Annotated in this window: 17 protein-coding genes and 1 rRNA gene; 6 read left to right on the top strand and 12 right to left on the bottom strand. The window is 38.4% G+C overall.

All coding sequences use genetic code 11. The features are described from left to right. Positions 1-327, bottom strand: a 16S ribosomal RNA gene (locus ACXYMX_RS15440); the annotation flags it as partial. Positions 328-788: 461 nt separating this feature from the next. Next, on the bottom strand, positions 789-1,691 hold the full coding sequence (locus ACXYMX_RS15435; RefSeq protein WP_459045133.1) for a DMT family transporter: 903 nt from the start codon (positions 1,689-1,691) through the stop codon (positions 789-791). Between the two features lie 112 nt (positions 1,692-1,803). Here ACXYMX_RS15435 and ACXYMX_RS15430 point away from each other — a divergent pair, with 112 nt between their 5' ends. After that, a complete protein-coding gene (locus ACXYMX_RS15430; RefSeq protein WP_459045132.1) occupies positions 1,804-2,805 on the top strand; it encodes a cation diffusion facilitator family transporter in 1,002 nt (333 codons plus the stop codon). A gap of 48 nt (positions 2,806-2,853) precedes the next feature. On the opposite strand, the gene ACXYMX_RS15425 is transcribed toward ACXYMX_RS15430, so the two are convergent. Next, positions 2,854-4,017, bottom strand: coding sequence for an iron-containing alcohol dehydrogenase (locus tag ACXYMX_RS15425; protein WP_459045131.1), 1,164 nt, complete (start codon positions 4,015-4,017; stop codon positions 2,854-2,856). Positions 4,018-4,134: 117 nt separating this feature from the next. Here ACXYMX_RS15425 and ACXYMX_RS15420 point away from each other — a divergent pair, with 117 nt between their 5' ends. Then, entirely contained in the window at positions 4,135-4,371 is a 237-nt protein-coding gene (locus tag ACXYMX_RS15420) for a DUF378 domain-containing protein (protein WP_459045130.1), read from the top strand. A gap of 45 nt (positions 4,372-4,416) precedes the next feature. On the opposite strand, the gene ACXYMX_RS15415 is transcribed toward ACXYMX_RS15420, so the two are convergent. The 3 genes from ACXYMX_RS15415 to pruA form a co-directional block, all read right to left on the bottom strand. Then, positions 4,417-5,661 (bottom strand): Glu/Leu/Phe/Val family dehydrogenase, encoded by a 1,245-nt coding sequence (locus ACXYMX_RS15415; RefSeq protein ID WP_459045129.1) that lies wholly within the window; start codon positions 5,659-5,661, stop codon positions 4,417-4,419. A gap of 111 nt (positions 5,662-5,772) precedes the next feature. Beyond that, positions 5,773-6,963 (bottom strand): ornithine--oxo-acid transaminase, encoded by a 1,191-nt coding sequence (locus ACXYMX_RS15410; RefSeq protein ID WP_459045128.1) that lies wholly within the window; start codon positions 6,961-6,963, stop codon positions 5,773-5,775. Between the two features lie 64 nt (positions 6,964-7,027). After that, entirely contained in the window at positions 7,028-8,575 is a 1,548-nt protein-coding gene (gene pruA / locus ACXYMX_RS15405; RefSeq protein WP_459045135.1) for an L-glutamate gamma-semialdehyde dehydrogenase, read from the bottom strand. Between the two features lie 137 nt (positions 8,576-8,712). Here pruA and ACXYMX_RS15400 point away from each other — a divergent pair, with 137 nt between their 5' ends. Continuing rightward, a complete protein-coding gene (locus tag ACXYMX_RS15400) occupies positions 8,713-10,020 on the top strand; it encodes an AAA-type ATPase lid domain-containing protein (RefSeq protein ID WP_459045127.1) in 1,308 nt (435 codons plus the stop codon). 77 nt (positions 10,021-10,097) lie between these two features. On the opposite strand, the gene yugI is transcribed toward ACXYMX_RS15400, so the two are convergent. Further along, positions 10,098-10,472, bottom strand: coding sequence for a S1 domain-containing post-transcriptional regulator GSP13 (gene yugI, locus ACXYMX_RS15395; protein ID WP_459045126.1), 375 nt, complete (start codon positions 10,470-10,472; stop codon positions 10,098-10,100). 193 nt (positions 10,473-10,665) lie between these two features. Beyond that, entirely contained in the window at positions 10,666-13,143 is a 2,478-nt protein-coding gene (locus ACXYMX_RS15390; RefSeq protein WP_459045125.1) for a hypothetical protein, read from the bottom strand. 412 nt (positions 13,144-13,555) lie between these two features. On the opposite strand from ACXYMX_RS15390, the gene ACXYMX_RS15385 reads away from it, so the two are divergent. Further along, positions 13,556-14,884, top strand: coding sequence for a sodium-dependent transporter (locus ACXYMX_RS15385; protein ID WP_459045124.1), 1,329 nt, complete (start codon positions 13,556-13,558; stop codon positions 14,882-14,884). A 39-nt stretch (positions 14,885-14,923) separates the two neighbouring features. Here the strand turns inward: ACXYMX_RS15385 and ACXYMX_RS15380 are convergent, their stop codons facing one another. Then, positions 14,924-15,184 (bottom strand): DUF1871 family protein, encoded by a 261-nt coding sequence (locus ACXYMX_RS15380; protein WP_459045123.1) that lies wholly within the window; start codon positions 15,182-15,184, stop codon positions 14,924-14,926. Between the two features lie 72 nt (positions 15,185-15,256). On the opposite strand from ACXYMX_RS15380, the gene ACXYMX_RS15375 reads away from it, so the two are divergent. Beyond that, a complete protein-coding gene (locus ACXYMX_RS15375) occupies positions 15,257-16,432 on the top strand; it encodes a MalY/PatB family protein (protein WP_459045122.1) in 1,176 nt (391 codons plus the stop codon). 42 nt (positions 16,433-16,474) lie between these two features. On the opposite strand, the gene ACXYMX_RS15370 is transcribed toward ACXYMX_RS15375, so the two are convergent. Genes ACXYMX_RS15370 through ACXYMX_RS15360 form a run of 3 tightly spaced genes read right to left on the bottom strand, consistent with a single transcriptional unit; the run spans position 16,475 to position 18,104 of the window. Beyond that, entirely contained in the window at positions 16,475-16,678 is a 204-nt protein-coding gene (locus ACXYMX_RS15370) for a hypothetical protein (RefSeq protein WP_459045134.1), read from the bottom strand. 57 nt (positions 16,679-16,735) lie between these two features. Next, positions 16,736-17,323, bottom strand: coding sequence for a peptidylprolyl isomerase (locus ACXYMX_RS15365; protein ID WP_459045121.1), 588 nt, complete (start codon positions 17,321-17,323; stop codon positions 16,736-16,738). Positions 17,324-17,351: 28 nt separating this feature from the next. Continuing rightward, positions 17,352-18,104, bottom strand: a complete 753-nt coding sequence (locus ACXYMX_RS15360) for a peptidylprolyl isomerase (protein ID WP_459045120.1) — start codon at positions 18,102-18,104, stop codon at positions 17,352-17,354. Between the two features lie 127 nt (positions 18,105-18,231). Here ACXYMX_RS15360 and ACXYMX_RS15355 point away from each other — a divergent pair, with 127 nt between their 5' ends. Next, the gene (locus ACXYMX_RS15355) at positions 18,232-19,470 is read left to right on the top strand and encodes an MFS transporter (protein WP_459045119.1); all 1,239 of its coding nucleotides are present in this window, start codon (positions 18,232-18,234) and stop codon (positions 19,468-19,470) included. Positions 19,471-19,488 lie beyond the last annotated feature (18 nt).

The raw sequence follows: 19,488 nt of genomic DNA, 5'->3' as shown, positions 1-19,488 counted from the left end.
CCAGTGTGGCCGATCACCCTCTCAGGTCGGCTACGCATCGTCGCCTTGGTAAGCCATTACCTTACCAACTAGCTAATGCGCCGCGGGCCCATCCTGCAGTGACAGCCGAAACCGTCTTTCAGAGCACGTCCATGCGGACGTACTGGTTATTCGGTATTAGCCCCGGTTTCCCGGAGTTATCCCCATCTGCAGGGCAGGTTGCCCACGTGTTACTCACCCGTCCGCCGCTAAACTTATAGAAGCAAGCTTCTATAAGTTTCGCTCGACTTGCATGTATTAGGCATGCCGCCAGCGTTCGTCCTGAGCCAGGATCAAACTCTCCATAATATCGGATTTCGATACGCAGCACATTGCTTCGTCGATTTCAATCGATCAGTCAGTCACGTACTAATGTACGCTCCTTCCTTCTCTCATTCATCTCCTAGCACTGCACTACGTCTCGAAACCCTACAGTTATTACAGAAGAAAATGATTGGCAGGGGATGAAGTTCAATCCCCTTTTGCTCATTTCTTGCTGACTTGAACCCGAAGGTTCTTTTGTTTCTTCCGAATTAAATATTATTATAAAAATAATATTTAATCGTTTATTCTTGACGTTTTGCTGTTCAGTTTTCAAGGTTCATTTTTATAACGATGATTGCCGTTGTTGTAACAGCAACTTCTCTAATATACCTCTTTCATTTCCAGATGTCAACAACTATTTTCAAATACTTTTCTTCACTATTTTCAGTGGTTGTTTTCTTCTCTCAGAGGACAAGTACTAATATACCCCAGAACGATATCAATAATCAAGTCTTTTTTAAAAAGAATTTTTTCTTTAGTTTTTTTATATCGATTACAAACAATAAAATCCCTGTAATCACGATTAGACCGCCTGTTAGTTGACTTGCAGTAAGTGTTTCTTGAAAAATGTAAAAAGCTAGAATTGATGCCCCTACAGGCTCAAACAAGATAGCAATCGAGATTACATTGGTACTTACCCATTTTAATGACCAGTTAAATAACGTATGTCCCAATAAATTTGGAATAAGCGCCAACATTACAAACCAGAACCAATCAGAATTTGGATGAGGACCAAACGATTCATTATTAATTAGAACATAAAAAAATAGAGTGATCGTACTTATTGAATACACAATAAATGTATATGTAATTAGCGATAGTCTTTTTCGCACGTCTTGACCAAATAAGAGATATACAGTAATTAACGCACAAGCAATAAGCGCTAACATGTCTCCAAAAAATGCCGTGCCACTGAGTTTAAAATCTCCCCAACTAATAATTACACTACCTATGATTGCTATTAGAGCAGACAATATTATCTTAAAGGATAAACGTTCCTTGAAAAAAAAGTAAGTTCCAGCAAAAGCAAATATCGGTTGTAGCGTTACGAGTACCGTTGAACTAGCAACAGATGTATAATTTAACGATTCGAACCAAAGAATAAAGTGAAAGGCCAAAAACACGCCTGCAATAGTAGAAAAAATCCAATCTTTTTTTCCTAATAAAAACACTTCCCTTCTATACTTAAGAAGAAATAGTGGAAGCATAAGCAAAACAGAAAATAACATTCTATAAAATGCAACGACTCCGGCATCAGCCGTAGTTAATTTAACAAATATCGCAGAAAGCGCAACTGAAATTACTCCGATCATAATTGGAATGTACGGGTGGATCTTTGGTTTCTCCATAATTTATTCGCCCCTAGAACTATATTAAGTTTATAAATCTCTCTTTTAAGGTAATACAGATAATAGTATATCATTAAACCTCAACGAACTTTGGTGAAAAAGGAGAACGATTATGTCAGATATTTTAAAGCTCTTAAAAGGCGGAAACAAACCTTCATTATTAGCAGCTATCGTCAATTCGATAATAGCAGTATTAAAAGCAATCGCATTTTCTCTTACTGGTAATGTAGCCATGTTTGCTGAAATGTTACATTCACTTGGTGATGCTGCAAACCAATTTTTCGTATTCATTGGTTCAGCCCTCTCAAAAAAGGCACCAACCAACAAGTTTCCAAACGGTTTCGGAAGAGTCGTTAATTTAGTCTGCCTCGGTGCAGTTATCATTGTGGCAATCATGTCTTACGAAGCCATAAAAGAAGGATGGCACCATATAATGAATCCAGTTGAATCGGGCGGATTCCTTATAAACCTATCTGTATTAGGTATAGCAATTACTCTTGAGTTTATCGTACTATATAAAGCTGGTAAGGAAATTCTTCAAGAAGCTGGGGTTACTGGTGGCGGCTTTGCACCCATTACTACAAGTTTTAAACATCTAAACAGAGCTAAGCCTGCTACTAAGCTTGTCTTCATGGAAGATTTCGTTGCAACAATTGGAGGAATTCTTGCATTCACAGCAGTTCTTTTTGCACATTTCCTCAACATTCTAATCGCCGAAGGCATAGCGTCTGTACTAATAGGACTGATGATGTTTTACGTTGTTGGAAAGGTTTTCCTTGAAAATGCTAAGGGGGCCATCGGGGAAACAGATGAGCAAATGCTTAATCATATAGCTCACATCGTGGCAGAGGATCCTGACGTGAAGGACATTCAACGCATAGAAGTTGTAAAAGAAGGCGAATTTCTTCATGTGGAAATTGTCGTTGAAGTTACCCCTTCTCACACAGTTGAATATATAGATGATGTACGTGACCGACTGCTACACATTATTCTCAAACAAAAAGGTGTCCAAAACGTAATTATCTCTTTTGATGAAGATGATGGCATTCAAACGTGGAGCGGTTCAAATATGCAACATTTATCGAGCGAGCAAGTTCAAAAACTTCCCAAATAAAAAATCAAGCGAGGAATTCTTTCCTCACTTGATTTTTTTATTCTTATCTTATAATGAAGCTTGTAGTATTTTCTGAACATCTTCCTTATTTAATTTAGAAAATCTTCCAGTTGTCCCATTCTGAGTCGACTTTTCTGCCATCAATTCGATTTTCGTGCCATCGATATCATAGTCAGAAAGTTTGAAAGGAGCGCCAATCGACCTCCAGAAAGAAGACAATCGATCAATTCCTTCATGTGCAATTTCTTCCGTACTTTTACCTTCCGGGTCTACATGGAAAACATTCACGGCAAGCTTTGCAAATCTTTCAGGATTTTTCTCGACGTTATATCTCATCCAATGAGGGAATATGATTGCTAAACCTCCTGCATGAGGAATATCATAGATTGCCGAAACGGCATGCTCGATTTCATGCGAAGCCCAATCCCCTTGATACCCTAAGCGAAGGAAACCATTCAACCCAATCGTTCCACCTAATAAAATCGTTTCACGTAAGTCATAATTCTCAAGGTCTTCTACAAGTTTAGGACCAGTCTCCATAATTGCTCTTAATACACCCTCACACATTTCATCCTGAATAGGAGTATTCGTTGCTTCATTAAAGTATTGTTCAAAGATATGAGACATCATATCCACAATTCCATAAATCGTTTGGTCTTTAGGAACAGACTTCGTATATGTCGGGTCTAGAATGGAGAACTTCGGAAATACCAACGGGCTTCCCCATCCAAACTTTTCTTCTGTAGCTTCATTTGTAATTACAGAGCCAGCATTCATTTCCGAACCAGTTGCAGCGAGCGTTAGTACGGTCCCAAATGGCAAAGCATCTTTTGGCGTTGCTTTTTTATTCACGAAGTCCCAAGCATCACCATCGTATTTAGCAGCAGCCGCAATCAATTTCGTACAGTCAATAACCGAACCACCACCTACAGCTAAAAGTACGTCGATTTCTTTTTCCTTACATAGATCCGCACCTTTTTGCGCAGTTGTTATACGGGGATTCGGTTCAACACCCGCTAACTCATAAACATCCATACCTATCTCATTTAATACACCCATAAGTTCGTCGTATAAACCGTTTCTCTTAATACTTCCTCCACCGTATACAACAAGTACCTTCTTACCGTACATTGGTAACTCTTTCGACAGTTTACTCAATTGGTCTTTTCCAAAGATAAGTTTTACTGGATTATAAAATACAAAATCATTCATTTATAAAATGCCCCCTTTAGTTTCTTCTATTATCCGAAACAAATCTATTATTTGCAAAAATTAAGACTCTTGAATGAATCCTTGAAATGGGGGTACGCTTTTAATGGAGGTGATATTGTGGGTACAATTCATAAATTTACTCTTGCACTGACAATTATTGGAGCACTTAATTGGGGATTGGCAGGCTTATTTCGTTTTGATATTGTAGCTGAAATGGCTGGTGGTTACTCGATGCCACTCGCCCGACTCATTTATATCATAATTGGAATATCTGGCCTTATCAATCTCGGCTTACTATTTGAAGATTGGAGAAATCGCGACCAAGTAATTCCTCGACCCCAGCAAGATGCGTAAAAAAAAGGCATCTCTCGACAACATTCGAGAAATGCCTTTTGTTACTTACGCCCAACCACGGAAACGTGATGCTTCTGCAGTTTTACGAAGTCCAATCATATATGCAGCTAGACGCATGTCGATGTTGCGCGTCGTTGCCATTGAATATAAGTTATCAAACGCCGTGACCATTTTTTCAGTCATTTTTTCACGAACTTCTTCTTCTGTCCAATAGTACCCCATGTTGTTCTGTACCCACTCAAAATAAGATACAGTTACGCCACCAGCACTCGCCAATACATCGGGAACAAGCAAAATCCCACGGTCTGTGAGAATTTTCGTACCTTCTGCAGTAGTAGGACCGTTTGCAGCTTCAACAACAATAGTAGCTTTAATGTTATGTGCGTTTTCTTTAGTGATTTGATTTGAAATCGCTGCAGGCACAAGAATATCACAATCAAGCTCCAGTAATTCCTTATTAGAAATTGTGTTGTCAAAAAGTGTTGTCACTGTTCCGAAACTATCTCGACGATCAAGAAGATAATCAATGTCAAGACCATTTGGATCATGAAGTGCACCGTATGCATCAGAGATTCCGATTACTTTAGCGCCTGCATCATGAAGAAACTTCGACAAGAAACTTCCTGCGTTTCCGAATCCTTGAATAACGATGCGCGCACCTTTCATATCAATCCCACGACGCTTTGCAGCTTCTCCAATGATAATTGTAACACCTTCTGCAGTTGCTCGATCTCTACCTTGTGAACCACCAAGCACTATTGGTTTTCCTGTAATAAAACCAGGTGAGTTAAACTCATCAATTTTACTATACTCATCCATCATCCAAGCCATAATTTGAGCATTTGTAAATACATCAGGTGCCGGAATGTCTTTAGCTGGCCCCATTACCTGGCTTAGCGCACGTACATATCCTCGACTTAGTCGTTCAAGTTCACCCATTGACATTTCACGTGGGTCACAAACAATTGCACCCTTACCACCACCATAAGGTAAGTCTACAATTCCTGCTTTTAGAGTCATCCACATGGATAAGGCCATAACTTCTTCTCTAGTAACATCAGGGTGGAATCTTACCCCACCTTTTGTAGGTCCAACCGCGTCGTTATGCTGACCTCGAAATCCAGTAAATACTTTTATTTTACCATCGTCCATACGAATTGGAATTCGAACTTCAACCATTCTAAGCGGTTCTTTTAAAAGTTCATACATTCCTTCATCGTAACCCAGTTTGTCAAGCGCTTCCTTAATGACATCTTGCGTAGATGTAAATAGATTCAGGTTTTCAGTCAATTGATTTTTCGCCTCTTTGATTCATAATTTTTTCTTCGGAAATAGTATAACATATTTTTCTATATAGTAGGACACTTTAATACATATTTCAGCATGTTTTTTTATTCGTAATTAAGCGAAAACTTTATTAATACGTTCAATCGCCCAATCAAGCTCTTCTTTAGTAATAACTAAAGGAGGAGCAAAACGAATTACTGTGTCATGCGTCTCTTTACAAAGCAAGCCCAATTCCTTTAACTTTTCACAGTAAGGGCGTGCTTCTTCTGTAAGTTCAACACCAATAAACAATCCACGTCCTCTTACGTTCTTAATAGAAGGATGTTGAATTTTCTTGAGCTCTTCCACGAAATAGTTTCCAAGTTCATTAGAATTTTCAGCAAGTTTTTCATCTTCAAGAACTTCAAGTGAAGCAATCGATACTGCACATGCCATCGGGTTTCCACCGAATGTTGAACCGTGTGATCCAGGATTAAAAACACCTAAAATATCCTTATCGGCAACTACACATGAAATTGGGAATACTCCGCCTCCTAGTGCTTTTCCGAGGATGTACATATCAGGAACAATATCTTCCCATTCGCATGCAAACATTTTTCCAGTACGGCATAACCCCGCTTGTATCTCATCAGCAATAAATAACACGTTATGTTTTTCACATAAATCTCTTGCTGCTTTCATGTAGCCTTCAGTTGGTATTAGTATACCTGCTTCACCTTGAATCGGTTCAATTATGAAAGCTGCTGTATTGGGAGTGATTGCAGCTTCTAAAGCAGCAATATCACTGAATGGAACTAATTTAATTCCAGGTAGCATCGGCCCGAAACCACGTTTATATTCTTCTTCAGAAGATAAAGATACAGCAGTCATCGTACGACCATGGAAGTTCCCCTCACAACCAATAATCTCTGCTTGCCCGTCTGCAACACCTTTCACGTCATAAGCCCAACGACGTGCCGCTTTAATAGCAGTTTCTACAGCTTCAGCACCTGTATTCATAGGAAGCGCCATTTCTTTACCAGAAATTTCACAAATCTTTTCATACCATGGACCAAGTTGGTCGTTATGGAAGGCACGTGAGGTAAGTGTTACTTTGTCCGCTTGATCTTTAAGAGCTTGAATAATTTTAGGGTGACGATGTCCTTGGTTCACCGCTGAATATGCAGCAAGCATATCCATATATTTATTCCCTTCAGGATCAGTTACCCAAACACCTTCTGCCTTCGAGATAACAATTGGTAGAGGATGATAGTTATTCGCTCCGTACTTGTCTGTTTGAATGATTAATTTTTCTGAAATTGACATGTAAATTCCCTCCAGTTATGTAGTAGGTAGGCATATTTCTACATGCCTACCCCTTCACATTATATTATAGCGTTTCTGAAGTTGTTTTGCCTTGCATATGAAGCTGTAAATAATCTGGTCCCCCAGCTTTTGAATCTGTTCCTGACATATTAAACCCGCCAAATGGTTGATAACCAACGATTGCACCTGTACACCCGCGGTTAAAATATAAATTTCCTACGTGAAAATCTTCGCGCGCTTGTTCAATTTTTTCACGATTATTCGTAATAACAGCACCTGTCAGGCCATAATCTGTATTATTTGCAATTTCAATTGCCTCATCAAAATCTTTTGCTTTGCATAGTCCAACAACTGGACCAAAAATTTCTTCCTGCATCACACGTGCTTTTGGATCTAAGTCAGCAATTACAGTAGGAGCAACAAAATATCCTTTGGAATCATCGCCCACTCCACCTGCGATCAATCGCCCTTCTTCCTTACCGATTTCAATGTAGCTCATCACTTTATCAAATGATGCTTGATCAATTACAGGTCCAGCAAAATTCGAACGATCTGTTGGATCACCGTATGTCAGTACTTTTGTCAGTTCTTCTACACGAGCTACAACTTCATCGTATACATCTTCATGAATTACAGCACGCGAACATGCAGAACACTTTTGACCACTGAATCCGAATGCTGAGTTTACAATCGCATTAGCTGCTAACTCAAGATCCGCATCATTGTCAACAATAATCGTGTCTTTCCCACCCATTTCGGCTATAACGCGTTTCAGCCAAATTTGTCCTTCGTTAACGATTGCTGCGCGTTCGTAAATGCGCGTACCAACTTCACGAGAGCCCGTGAATGAAATAAAACGAGTTCTTGGGTGATCAACTAAATAATCTCCTATTTCTGACCCCGAACCAGGAATGAAATTCACAACCCCTGCTGGCATTCCTGCTTCTTCAAGCACTTCGATAAACTTATATGCCACAACTGGTGTAGTTGAAGCAGGCTTCAATAGAACTGTGTTTCCTGTTACAAGGGCCGCAACTGTCGTCCCAGCCATAATTGCAAATGCAAAGTTCCATGGTGAAATAACAACGCCAACTCCAAGAGGAATATAATCAAAACGATTCGATTCTCCTGGACGACTTTCAACTGGTACCCCATTCTTAAGGGAAAGCATTTGACGCGCATAGAACTCTAGGAAGTCAATTGCTTCTGCTGTATCTCCGTCAGCTTCGTTCCAAGGCTTCCCAGCTTCTTTAGTTAGTAACGCTGAAAATTCATGTTTTCGGCGGCGAATAATTGCCGCTGCTTTAAATAAAACATCTGCCCGGAATTCAGGCTTTACTTTTTTCCAAGTGTTAAACGTCTCATCAGCTACTTCCATAGCTTTTGTTGCGAGTTCTTTGCTGGCTTTAGAAACACGGCCAATAATTTCCTCTTTATTTGCTGGATTCGTAGATATCAGTTTTTCTTCAGTTGTAATTCTCTCTCCACCAATAATAAGTGGATAGTCTTTTCCAAGGTACCCTTCTACTTTCTCTAAAGCCTCTTGGAATGCCAGGCGATTTTCCTCCTGCGTAAAATCAGTGAATGGTTCATGTTTGTATGGAATCATGATTTTCCTCCTCAGTTATATTAAACGCAAAAAATATTTGCACTAAACTTTGATTACATATATAATAATGCAAGATAACTTTGCATATATCAAGTATTATTTACTAAATGCTCCTTTAAACTTTTATGGATGGTGATTTCTTGAAAAATACAGATGAACTACTTTTCCCTTTCTATTCACTTGCAGTTGAACAAGCAGCTCTCGGTGTACACGCGGTTAACAAAGATGGGCATACGATTATATATAATTCTAAAATGAAGGAAATTGAGGGGCTTGAACTTGAAGATGTGAAAGACCGTTCAATACTCGAACTTTTTAACTTGGATCAGGAGGACAGTACTTTACTTAAAGTATTAACGACCGAAAAGGAATTATTAAATGTCAAACAAACTTATTGGAACCGAAAAGGTACTGAGATTACCACCATTAACGACACTTTTCCTGTTTTCGATGAAACACAATTAATAGGTGCCGTGGAACTCTCTCGTGACGTTACAGCTTTAGAGAAATTTCGACAATCGATACGAAAAGATGATGAACCCATTAATTTCAACCGAATTATAGCCGTTTCCTCTGAGATGCAAACAGTGATTGCAACTGCAAAGAAAGCCGTTCAAGCAAAATTGCCCGTACTTCTTATAGGAGAGAGTGGAACAGGTAAAGACCTGATTGCCGAAAGCATCCATAACGAATCATCCCCTTCAAACGGTCTATTTTACACACTTCATTGCCATAGTTCAGATCCTTTACTTACAGAGCATTTAATAGAGGATTTAAAAAATGTAGACTCCTACACCTTATTTTGTGAACGAATTGATCTTCTGACAATTCCTCTCCAAAGAAAGCTATTACATGAACTCTCAAACGCATCCGAATCCAATCATCAATGTATAGCAAGCATTGGGGACGACCCGGTTGAATTAATTGCTTCGGGTACGTTACTCAAAGACTTATACTATTTCTTTGCTTCCTTTACAATCCGCATTCCGCCACTTCGTAAACGGAAAGAAGACATACTGCCCTTCGTCTCATCCTATTTAAGTAGACGAAATGAGCGTTTTGGGTCACCGTTAGAAGGTATCTCATCTGAAGTTGAAAAACTTTTCTTAACGTATGAATGGCCAGGTAATATGCGTGAACTACAAATTCTAATTGATGAAACGACTTCACTTGCAACGACTGAAAGCCTCATCACTTTTGAAATGCTTCCCCTTCATTTTCGAATGAAAAGTAGCAATTTGGAAAATCATCCTAACGTAGTTACGGATTTCATAGTGCAGCCCGATAAAGAACTACTAACACTCGAACAGTTTTTATTTGAAACCGAAGTGTATTACTTAGAAAAGGCAATGCAACTTCACAATCAAAATATAACTAAAACGGCAAATGCACTCGGAATGAGTAGGCAAAATCTTCAATATCGATTGAGGAAAGTACGTAAATCATAAGAACTTTGGTAACTCGCTTTCGAAAATGAAAAAGACAATAAAAAATGAGCTAAGGCGAAATCGCCATAGCTCATTTTTTATTGTCCCGATCGATTGATCCAATCTTGTAATTTGTCTTTTAACGAGTTAAATCCATCTGCATCTCGCTCATTGACACGTGCTTGTAATGTTTTTCTTGAATTATCGTCCTTTTTAATAACAGGAGGTGCTTCTAGTAAAGCGCGAATTGAAAGACTAATCTTCCCCGCTTCTTCATCTATTTCTAACACTTTCACCTTCACTTCTTGACCAACAATTAGAAATTCATCAATATCTTTTACAAATCCGTAAGTTATTTCAGATATGTGGACAAGTCCTTGGATTCCATCTTCCAAGGCGACAAATGCTCCGTACGGCTGGATCCCAGTAACTATGCCAGTAAGTTCTTCACCCACTTCGATTTTTCTACTCATTTGAAACCGCTCCCAGTCTAATTTATATATCGTATCTACCAATTAAGGCCAACTAAATTATACCATAATAAGAACCCTTGGGCAAAAGTACGCTGAGACGGTTTTAGTTAGAGCAGCACGCTTTTCCCCTACAGTTTCCACGCATCTACCGAATAAATCTTGATGGACTAAAAGTATTCGATCAATCACTTTTCTAATCGAACATAATTCTCCAAATGCCTTCTTCCCAAATCAATTGCATTTGCTGGCTTGATTCTTCTTGAGAAACACCATCTAACGTTGCAATGCCAATCCAATCTTCATTTTCATCCGGCTCATTGACATTAAATGAAAACGACGTGTATAGGTCTTCCAATTTATAAGAAGGTGTCTTTTCGGCTTGCTTCAAGAAATCATCTTTGCTTAATGTATCGATATGTTCCCTTTTGTAAATCAAGGCGTATTGAGCCTCATAATCCTTGACCTCACCCGCATATAAGTAAATGCCAACTACACGACTTGCACTCCATCCTTCCAAGAAACTGAAATCCATGTACTCTGAAAAGGAATTATAGAGATTTCGTATTTCACTTCTAAAGATGGAGTCGTTAATAACTTCGAGTTCATTTTGACTCGTTGGTAACAGTTTGTGAATTGGCTCAAACATATACCAATTCTCTTCTTCATCCATATATATACTATATCCTCGTGAAGAATTGTTTGTTTGAAGATCAAATGATCCAGTAAAATCATGGTGCATTCGGTACACATTATCTGCTATAAAGTTGATTTGATTTGTATCTTTAAAAATAGATATGCCTTGTTTCCAAGATGCTATAAATTCCTCCAAAGATTGTTGAATCCCCGTCTCTGAATATTGATCGAAATCTTTCCTTAATAAATGATACATCGTTCTTGGGTCTTTCATTTCATTTGAATAGTCATAGACTCCCACCATCAATAGTGGCGATAGGCCTTTAAATACACTCCTATCATAGGATACTTTAAATTCTTTATAAAGTTGCTCCACTTGTTTAAAAAACTTTTCGTCCGGCAATGAAATGGAATCATCTTCGAAAGTAGGGCGTTCACCGTACATGCTTCGTTCCAAATCACCAGTTCGTGCAAGTTCCAATACATCCTTTATCGATTCTTTCGTAAAAGTATCCCAAGCTGTTGATGAACCCCATCCCGATTTCTCCATTTCTTCAACAATCGGCATCAATATATACTTTGAAGGGCGGATATCATACATATTGGAAATTCTTTGCCATATTTCTCTAGTATCAAATTTTACAGAACCCTGTTCGCTAAATATTTGCTCCGAAGAGGAACCTTTAATTAGTTGGTGGAGAGTCGATACATACTCTTCATAGAGCACGGGATACAATACATCATCTTTTATCACGTTCTGCAATGTTTCTTCCATAATAAACAGATTATAGAAAAATTCTTGATGAGGATCTGACAACATTTCCCCAATAACCTGGGCCTCATTTGCAATCAAATATAGATATCCAAATGTATTTTGATGAAAATTCCATTGTGCTTCCCTGTACATATCCGTCATTAAAAATTTCGTTTGAATTTCTCCTGTGCTTTTATTTTCAACTAGTTGTATCGACTCTTCTTTCATTGTGAAAAGCATATTCTTTAATTCCTCTGGAAACTCTTCTGGCTTTTCCATGAGTCGATCTGCCTTGTTCAAGTAATGCTTTACCTCAAAGTTTTCAATCTCGATTCTGAAGTCCCATAGAATCTCATCATATATCTCCAATAAATCTTTTATTTTCGACCGATATAAGGTTAGATATTCAATGCTTTTCTCCTCATCGGCACGTAAGTTATGCTCATATTGTGAACCTGCTATCATTTTTCCTGGCGACTTTAACTGAAGCCGGATTTTATCAAATTCAACTAAGGCTTCTTCATCAGAATAGCCTTGTTCATTTTCCAAGAATACAGCCATCTGCTTATCCGCCTCTTGAATAAACGTTAGCTTGTTAAACCGCGTGTTTGATAGCATAAGCCACTCTTGTTGAAGACTACGTTCAACCTTAAATTCTTCTTCAAATCTACTCGTAGCGACCTTTTCGGTTTCTCCTTTACCTGGCAAGAAAAAGGTAACGGAAAGAGTACTAATTAGAAATAAGCCCAATAAAATCAGCCAGTTATTCTTTTTGTCTTTCTTCACTTTAATTGGAGAAACCGTTTTAACTAGTTTCTCGGCTTGAAATTGTGTAGGTATACGATTGTACGATTTCTTTAGAAGTTCAAGGCGTTTATCGAGTTGATAATCACCAAGAAGGTCTTTTGCCGTCTGTATAGCAACTTCAATATTCGCAATAGACTCTTCTAGAATGGTAGCAATTTGATCATTTTCTATTTCTTGAAAACTAGATAGAATGAGTGGGATTCGTAACTCCTTATCTAGGTCAATTATCTTCGAATGAAGTTCACTATCTTCTTCAAATAAGAATAGATCTTTCATAAAGGGCTCTCTTACTTGAATTTCACTCATTTTGTTTAATGCATATGTATATAGGTAAGTCTCTGAATTACTTTTTACTTCTCGCATATACAAATATGTATCCATTGTGACTTGAAATGCCTCATTTAATGACAGTCCATACTGAATACCTAATCTCTCGATTTGTTGATAATGGCCATCCGTCCAATTATTGTCAATCATCGGAGTCCTCCTTTACCATTTCATCCCATTGTATCAAAGTTGATTTACTTTTCCTTCTTTTAATTAAAAGAGAAGATGTTATCAGTTATCGAAACGATTCTCTAGTTTGAATTCATGATAAATGCGGTATAACTTAATATAGAGCTTTTGGTTCAATTTCGAAATATCTTCTCTAAGCTATTTGCATATAGGCAGTATTCTCAATGGTTGTTAACTCCTCATGTGGCTACTTTTTCCCTGAACAAAGCATTCTTGAAAAATAAACTTCCCACATTTCCCTCCTTACTTTCTACTTTTTATTGATGGAGAAAAGCTTTCCTTCAAATTGTTTTACGTTGTAGTGTATTTGCAATTTCATTCCTGTACAATGAGTAAGGTTCATATATCTTATAAAGTAGAAAGAGTGATTTTTATGAAACAACGAGATCAATGGACATCCAAGATTGGGTTTGTATTAGCAGCTGCAGGAAGCGCTATTGGACTCGGTGCAATATGGAAATTTCCTTATATGGCAGGAACAAATGGAGGTAGTGTATTTGTTCTTTTATTTATAGTAAGTACTTTAGCAATCGGTTTGCCTATTTTACTTGCAGAATTTGTCATCGGTCGAATGGGACAAGCCGATGCAGTTACTACATTAAAAAAATTAGCTCCGGGTAAGAAATGGTATCTCGTCGGTTGGCTTGGATTTGCATTTGGATTTATAGTGCTTTCATTTTATAGCGTTGTCGGTGGCTGGATCCTCTCTTATCTAGTAAGGGCGGTCACTTTTAAACTTGACGCGTCGGACCATGGCGAACTATTTGCTTCAATTACTGCGAATCCTTTCGAAATTTTATTTGCTCAAGCTATTTTTCTACTGCTAACCATTTGGATTGTACAAGGTGGAGTAAAAGGGGGAATTGAGCGTGCAAGTCGATGGATGATGCCACTGCTATTCATTTTCTTCGTCATTCTTGCTATCCGCTCGCTAACTCTTGAAGGTGCTATGGAGGGCGTTCGATTTCTATTTGTTCCAGATTGGTCCCTGTTAACAAGTGAAACCGTTTTACTTGCACTCGGTCAAGCATTTTTTTCGTTGAGTGTCGGCGTTACCTCAATGATGACCTATGCCTCCTATTTACCTAAAGAGGAGCGATTGGCTCAATCAGCATTTAATGTTTCTATTTTAAATATTGTTATTTCTATATTAGCTGGACTTGTTATTTTTCCCGCGGTATTTGCCCTGGGGCACTCGCCGGCAGAAGGACCTGGCTTAATTTTCGTTATTTTACCAGAAATATTTGGACAGATTCCTTTTGGTAATGTCACCATGATTATCTTCTTCATTCTAATGCTTTTCGCAACACTCACTTCAGCCATTTCGATGCTTGAAATTGTTGTATCTACTGGAATTCGTAAAAAGTATGACAGAAGAAAGCGAGCATCATGGATCTTTGGTACGCTGATTTTCATTATTGGTATACCTAGTGCTCTTTCATTTGGAGTTTTCGGAGATGTAAAGATTTTTGGAGGAACGATTTTCGATTTCATGGATCTTCTTACAAGTAAAATCGGGATGCCGATTGGAGCTTTACTAATTTCAATCTTTGCAGGCTTTGTTCTATCAAAAGCTCAGACAGATGAAGAGCTTGATATGCATCCTACATTAAACAGGCTATGGAAATTTCTCGTTAAGTATGCTGCCCCCATTGCAATCGTAATTATTTTTATCGCTTGGGTCCTTGAAATCTATTCATGAAAAATCCGCACCGTCTATAAATCGGTGCGGATCTTTTTATTAAACGATGCATTTCGCTTCGTACTTAATTGCGATAAGCTTGTATGAAATCTGTACACATTCCTCTATAGGTATCCAGACTTTGTTGGAGTTTTCATAGATTTCACGAATCTTCTTTGCAAGGTCTGTCGGATGGTCCAGACTGTGTAATTGTGAAACGATTGCTCGGATTTCTAGTTCATAGTTTTTATTTACTTCTTCGAATGGATTCCATTCTTCTAAAAGTAAAGTTGCTTTTTTATTAATTTCTATCATTTCCATTCCATTCACCCTATTTTTCTTTGGATAAAGATATGATAACATAGGAATGTGAAAAAGAAAGTAGGGATACTCTTGAGTGAATTTTTGAATGTTATAGAACGAAGAAAAACTAGATCAATCAAATGGGATCGTATGGAAGATATTTACGGAATTGAGGATGCGTCAGATATCTTGCCGATGTGGATAGCAGATATGGACTTTGCCGCTCCTCAAGTTGTTGTAGATGCAATGAAAGAAAGATTGGAGCATCCTATTTTTGGATACTCTTATATTTGTGAATCATGCAAAGATGCAGTTAGAGAATGGCTACTCGAACGTCACAACTGGAAAACTAAAAATGAGTGGATGTTATTCCACCATGGCGTCGTTCCTGCAATCGCTTCTGTAGTTGAAACATTCACAAAGCGGAATGATGGCATTCTTATCACGTCACCAGTTTATCCGCCATTTTTCCAAGTACCGGGACGATTGGAAAGAACGATTGTCGAATGTGAAATGATTGAAGATGACGGTCTATATACTATCGATTTCGAGGAATTCGAAAAATCTTTACAAAATAATGTCAAACTATTCATTCTTTGTAACCCTCATAATCCTGGTGGTATCGTTTGGAACGAGGAACAATTGAAAGAAATGGTTCGTCTTTGTGCAAAATACGATGTGCTCATTTTATCTGATGAAATCCACGCTGACCTGGTATTCTCTGGTTCTAAGCACATTCCACTTTCAACAATTTCTGGGAATGAAGATGCTAGAATCATTACTTGTGTTGCACCGACAAAAACGTTTAATCTTGCGGGTATTCAAGCTGCAATTATGATTTCCTCAGATTCTGACGTTCGAACAAAGCTCCAAGAAAATGGAATGGCCCATGGTCAAATGGATTTGAACGCACTCGCAGCTTCTGCATTACAAGCAGCTTATGAAAAGGGTGGCCCATGGTTAGAAGAACTATTGGAAGTTGTTTCTTCAAATATGGACTATGTAATTACAGAACTAACACGTGCAGTTCCCGGAATAAACATTCGAAAACCACAAGGTACATACTTGCTTTGGATCGATTACAGAAAAACAGGGCTTTCTGAAGAGGACATCATGGACAAGCTTCTTAATAAGGGAAGACTTGCTCTTGAGCCAGGTACGAAATACGGAGAATCTGGTGGAGGTTTTCTACGCATGAATGTTGCTTGTCCTAAAGCGGCTGTTGAAGATGGCGTAAAAAGATTTATCAAAGCTTTAAACGAGTAAACTGTAGGCAGTATTTTTTTGAACTCAAAAAAACCAGCATTCTCAAAGTTGAGAATGCTGGTTTTCATTTGCTTCATTTCGTTCTTTTAAAATTCGTTCTTCAAGTTCTTTTGTAGCTAATTCCTGTTTTTTAGAAATTTTTCGGATCCACCTGAATGTAAATACAAATAAAATACCGAAAATTAGAAATGAAAATGCAGCAGGAATATATTCTGTCTTATCTTCGGGAAAGTAAAGGAACGGCATTAAAAGTACGTCCACTTACATTCACTTCCTCACTTAGTAAATTTCAAAAGTCTTAGATTATTTTTGAAGAATTTCGATAGACTTGATTGCAACATCTTCAACCGGCTTATCTTGACGGCCTTTTTTAACGACTGCAATTGTGTTTACAACGTCCATTCCTTCAACAACTTGTCCAAACACAGTATGTTTTTGATCAAGATGTGGTGTTCCACCCATTTCAGCATACGCTTCAGCTATTTCTGCCGGCCATCCGCCTTTTGTCATTTGATCTGCTGTTCCAGGTGCACGTGATGCTTGAACGATGAAAAACTGGCTACCGTTCGTTCCAGGTCCTGCGTTTGCCATAGAAAGAGCACCGTTTAAGTTAAATAACTCCAATGAGAACTCGTCTTCAAACGTACTACCATAAATACTTTCTCCACCCATACCTGTTCCAGTCGGATCCCCACCTTGAATCATAAAATCTTCAATAACGCGGTGGAAAATAATACCGTCGTAGTAACCATTTTCTGCATGCGTCAGAAAGTTTTCTACCGTTTTTGGAGCTTTTTCAGGGAAAAGCTTGATTTTGATTGGTCCTAGAGTTGTGTTCATTACTACAAGCGCTTCATTTGGTGCAACTTCTTTTGATAATTGTGGGTACATAAGTAGTGCCTCCTATTTTCTAATTAACTTATTTTGTTGGATCTTGAAGAATTTCAATCGATTCAATGACTACATCATCGACTGGTTTTGTAGCTTTCGCTTCGACTTTCGCAATCTTATCGACCGTATCCATGCCTTCAATTACTTGCCCGAATACAGTGTGTTTCTGATCGAGATGAGCAGTTCCACCCATTTCAACATAGGCTTCAACAACCTTTTCGGAATAATCAACATCTGGATTTAATGTAGACTCGTCGAACTGTGTTGCTTGAACGATGAAAAATTGGCTACCATTCGTATTGGGTCCCGCATTCGCCATAGAAAGAGCTCCACGAAAGTTATACGCATTGCGTGAAAATTCATCTTCAAATGAATCTCCATAAATACTTTCTCCACCTCGGCCTGAGCCCGTTGGATCCCCACCTTGTATCATGAACTCATCCATGACCCGGTGAAAAATTATTCCATCGTAATAGCCATTTTCGGCATGTGTTAAAAAGTTCTTCACCGTTTTTGGCGCTATGTCGGGGAATAGTTTAATCTTAATCGAACCTAGTGTTGTATTCATGATGATGAGTGCCTCATTTGTCGCCACTTCGTCATTTAACTGTGGAAGAACAAGTACTGCATCCTCAGAATCACTTGGACTCGTCTCTTTCACTGGTTCTTGTTCAGTGTTAATTTCTTTCTCTGAACTTTCACCTAGATCTTTATCTGTTCCGCATGCTGTTAATACGAAAAGAAGGAAGATAGCAAAGAGTGAGAACATCATTTTTTTCATTATTATTCACCCCGATTTAGTTTACCATATTGTTTTTCCAATTTCGATAATTAAGCACGTTTCTTCCTTCGGCACCCGAACTGTTTTATACTAAAGAGAAAGCACGAAATAGAAAGAAGGTTTCTAAATGGACGTGCACAAGCGTAATTTCATCATCATCTGGATTTGTAATTTTTTAGTTGCTGGAACTACAACGATGATTATGCCCTTCCTCTCTTTATACATAGATACATTCGGCGATCACTCTCCTGCATATGTTCAAAAGTGGTCAGGACTAATTTTTGGAGCTACGTTTGTAACAGCCTTCCTCATGTCACCCATTTGGGGAAGGATTGCTGACAAATACGGCTTCAAACCTATCTTGTTAATTAATGGCCTCGGAATTGCAACATCCATTTTTTTAATGAGCTTTGTTCAGACTGTAGAAGCTTTCTTTATCCTTCGATTACTTAATGGAGTCGTGACGGGGTTCATACCTACTTCATTAGCTTTTATTTCTTCCCAAACTAAAAAAGAAGAAGCTGGCAAAATGCTTGGCACTTTACAGATGGGTAGTGTTTCAGGCATGCTCTTCGGGCCAGTTTTTGGCGGGTTACTTGCCGACGCTTTTGGATTTCAGTATACGTTCATTATTACTTCCGTTTCTGTTATTATCGCCGCCGTCATCGTCCTCTTTGGAATTAAGGAAACTGTCCGTATAAAAAGTAAACGTGCTATCAATTACTCGAGAAAAGCAATATTGAAAGGTCTGTTTCAACATCGCTTAATGCTCAATGTTATGGTTATCACTACCATTATACAAATGGGTAACTTTAGTGTCCAGCCTCTCCTTTCTCTGTATGTCGCCGAATTAACAGACGCAAAAGATGTAGCATTTCTTGCAGGTCTAACATTTAGCGCTGCAGGTCTGGGTAATTTACTTTTCGCTAGGAAGTGGGGGCAAATTGGGGACGACATTGGATATGAAAAAGTATTATCAATTCTCCTCCTTCTTTCGTTTTTATTCGTTATTCCACAAGCATTCGTAACTCAATTGTGGCAATTGATAGTTTGTCGTTTACTTTTCGGTATAGCTGTTGGTGGAATGATCCCCATTACAACCGCACTCGTACGCAGAGAAGCACCACTTAATATACAAGGTGAAGTAATGGGCTACAACACTAGTTTCAGATTCCTTGGCAATATTGTCGGTCCAATGCTTGGAGGTATAATAAGCGGATTTATCGGAATATCTTCTGTCTTCATACTAACCGCTTCACTATTCTTAGTCGGCTTTCTGTTGCTTCGCCATGCAACTCGGAAACCCATACAAAGTTTCGAAGATTTTCTTGAAGCCACAGATCAGAACAGTACTTTCAAAAATTAAAAATCAGTACGCCCTGCT

The organism is Sporosarcina sp. CAU 1771 (assembly GCF_054482775.1).
The sequence above is the reverse complement of the archived record's forward strand: the minus strand, read 5'-3'. Positions and strand labels throughout refer to the sequence as shown.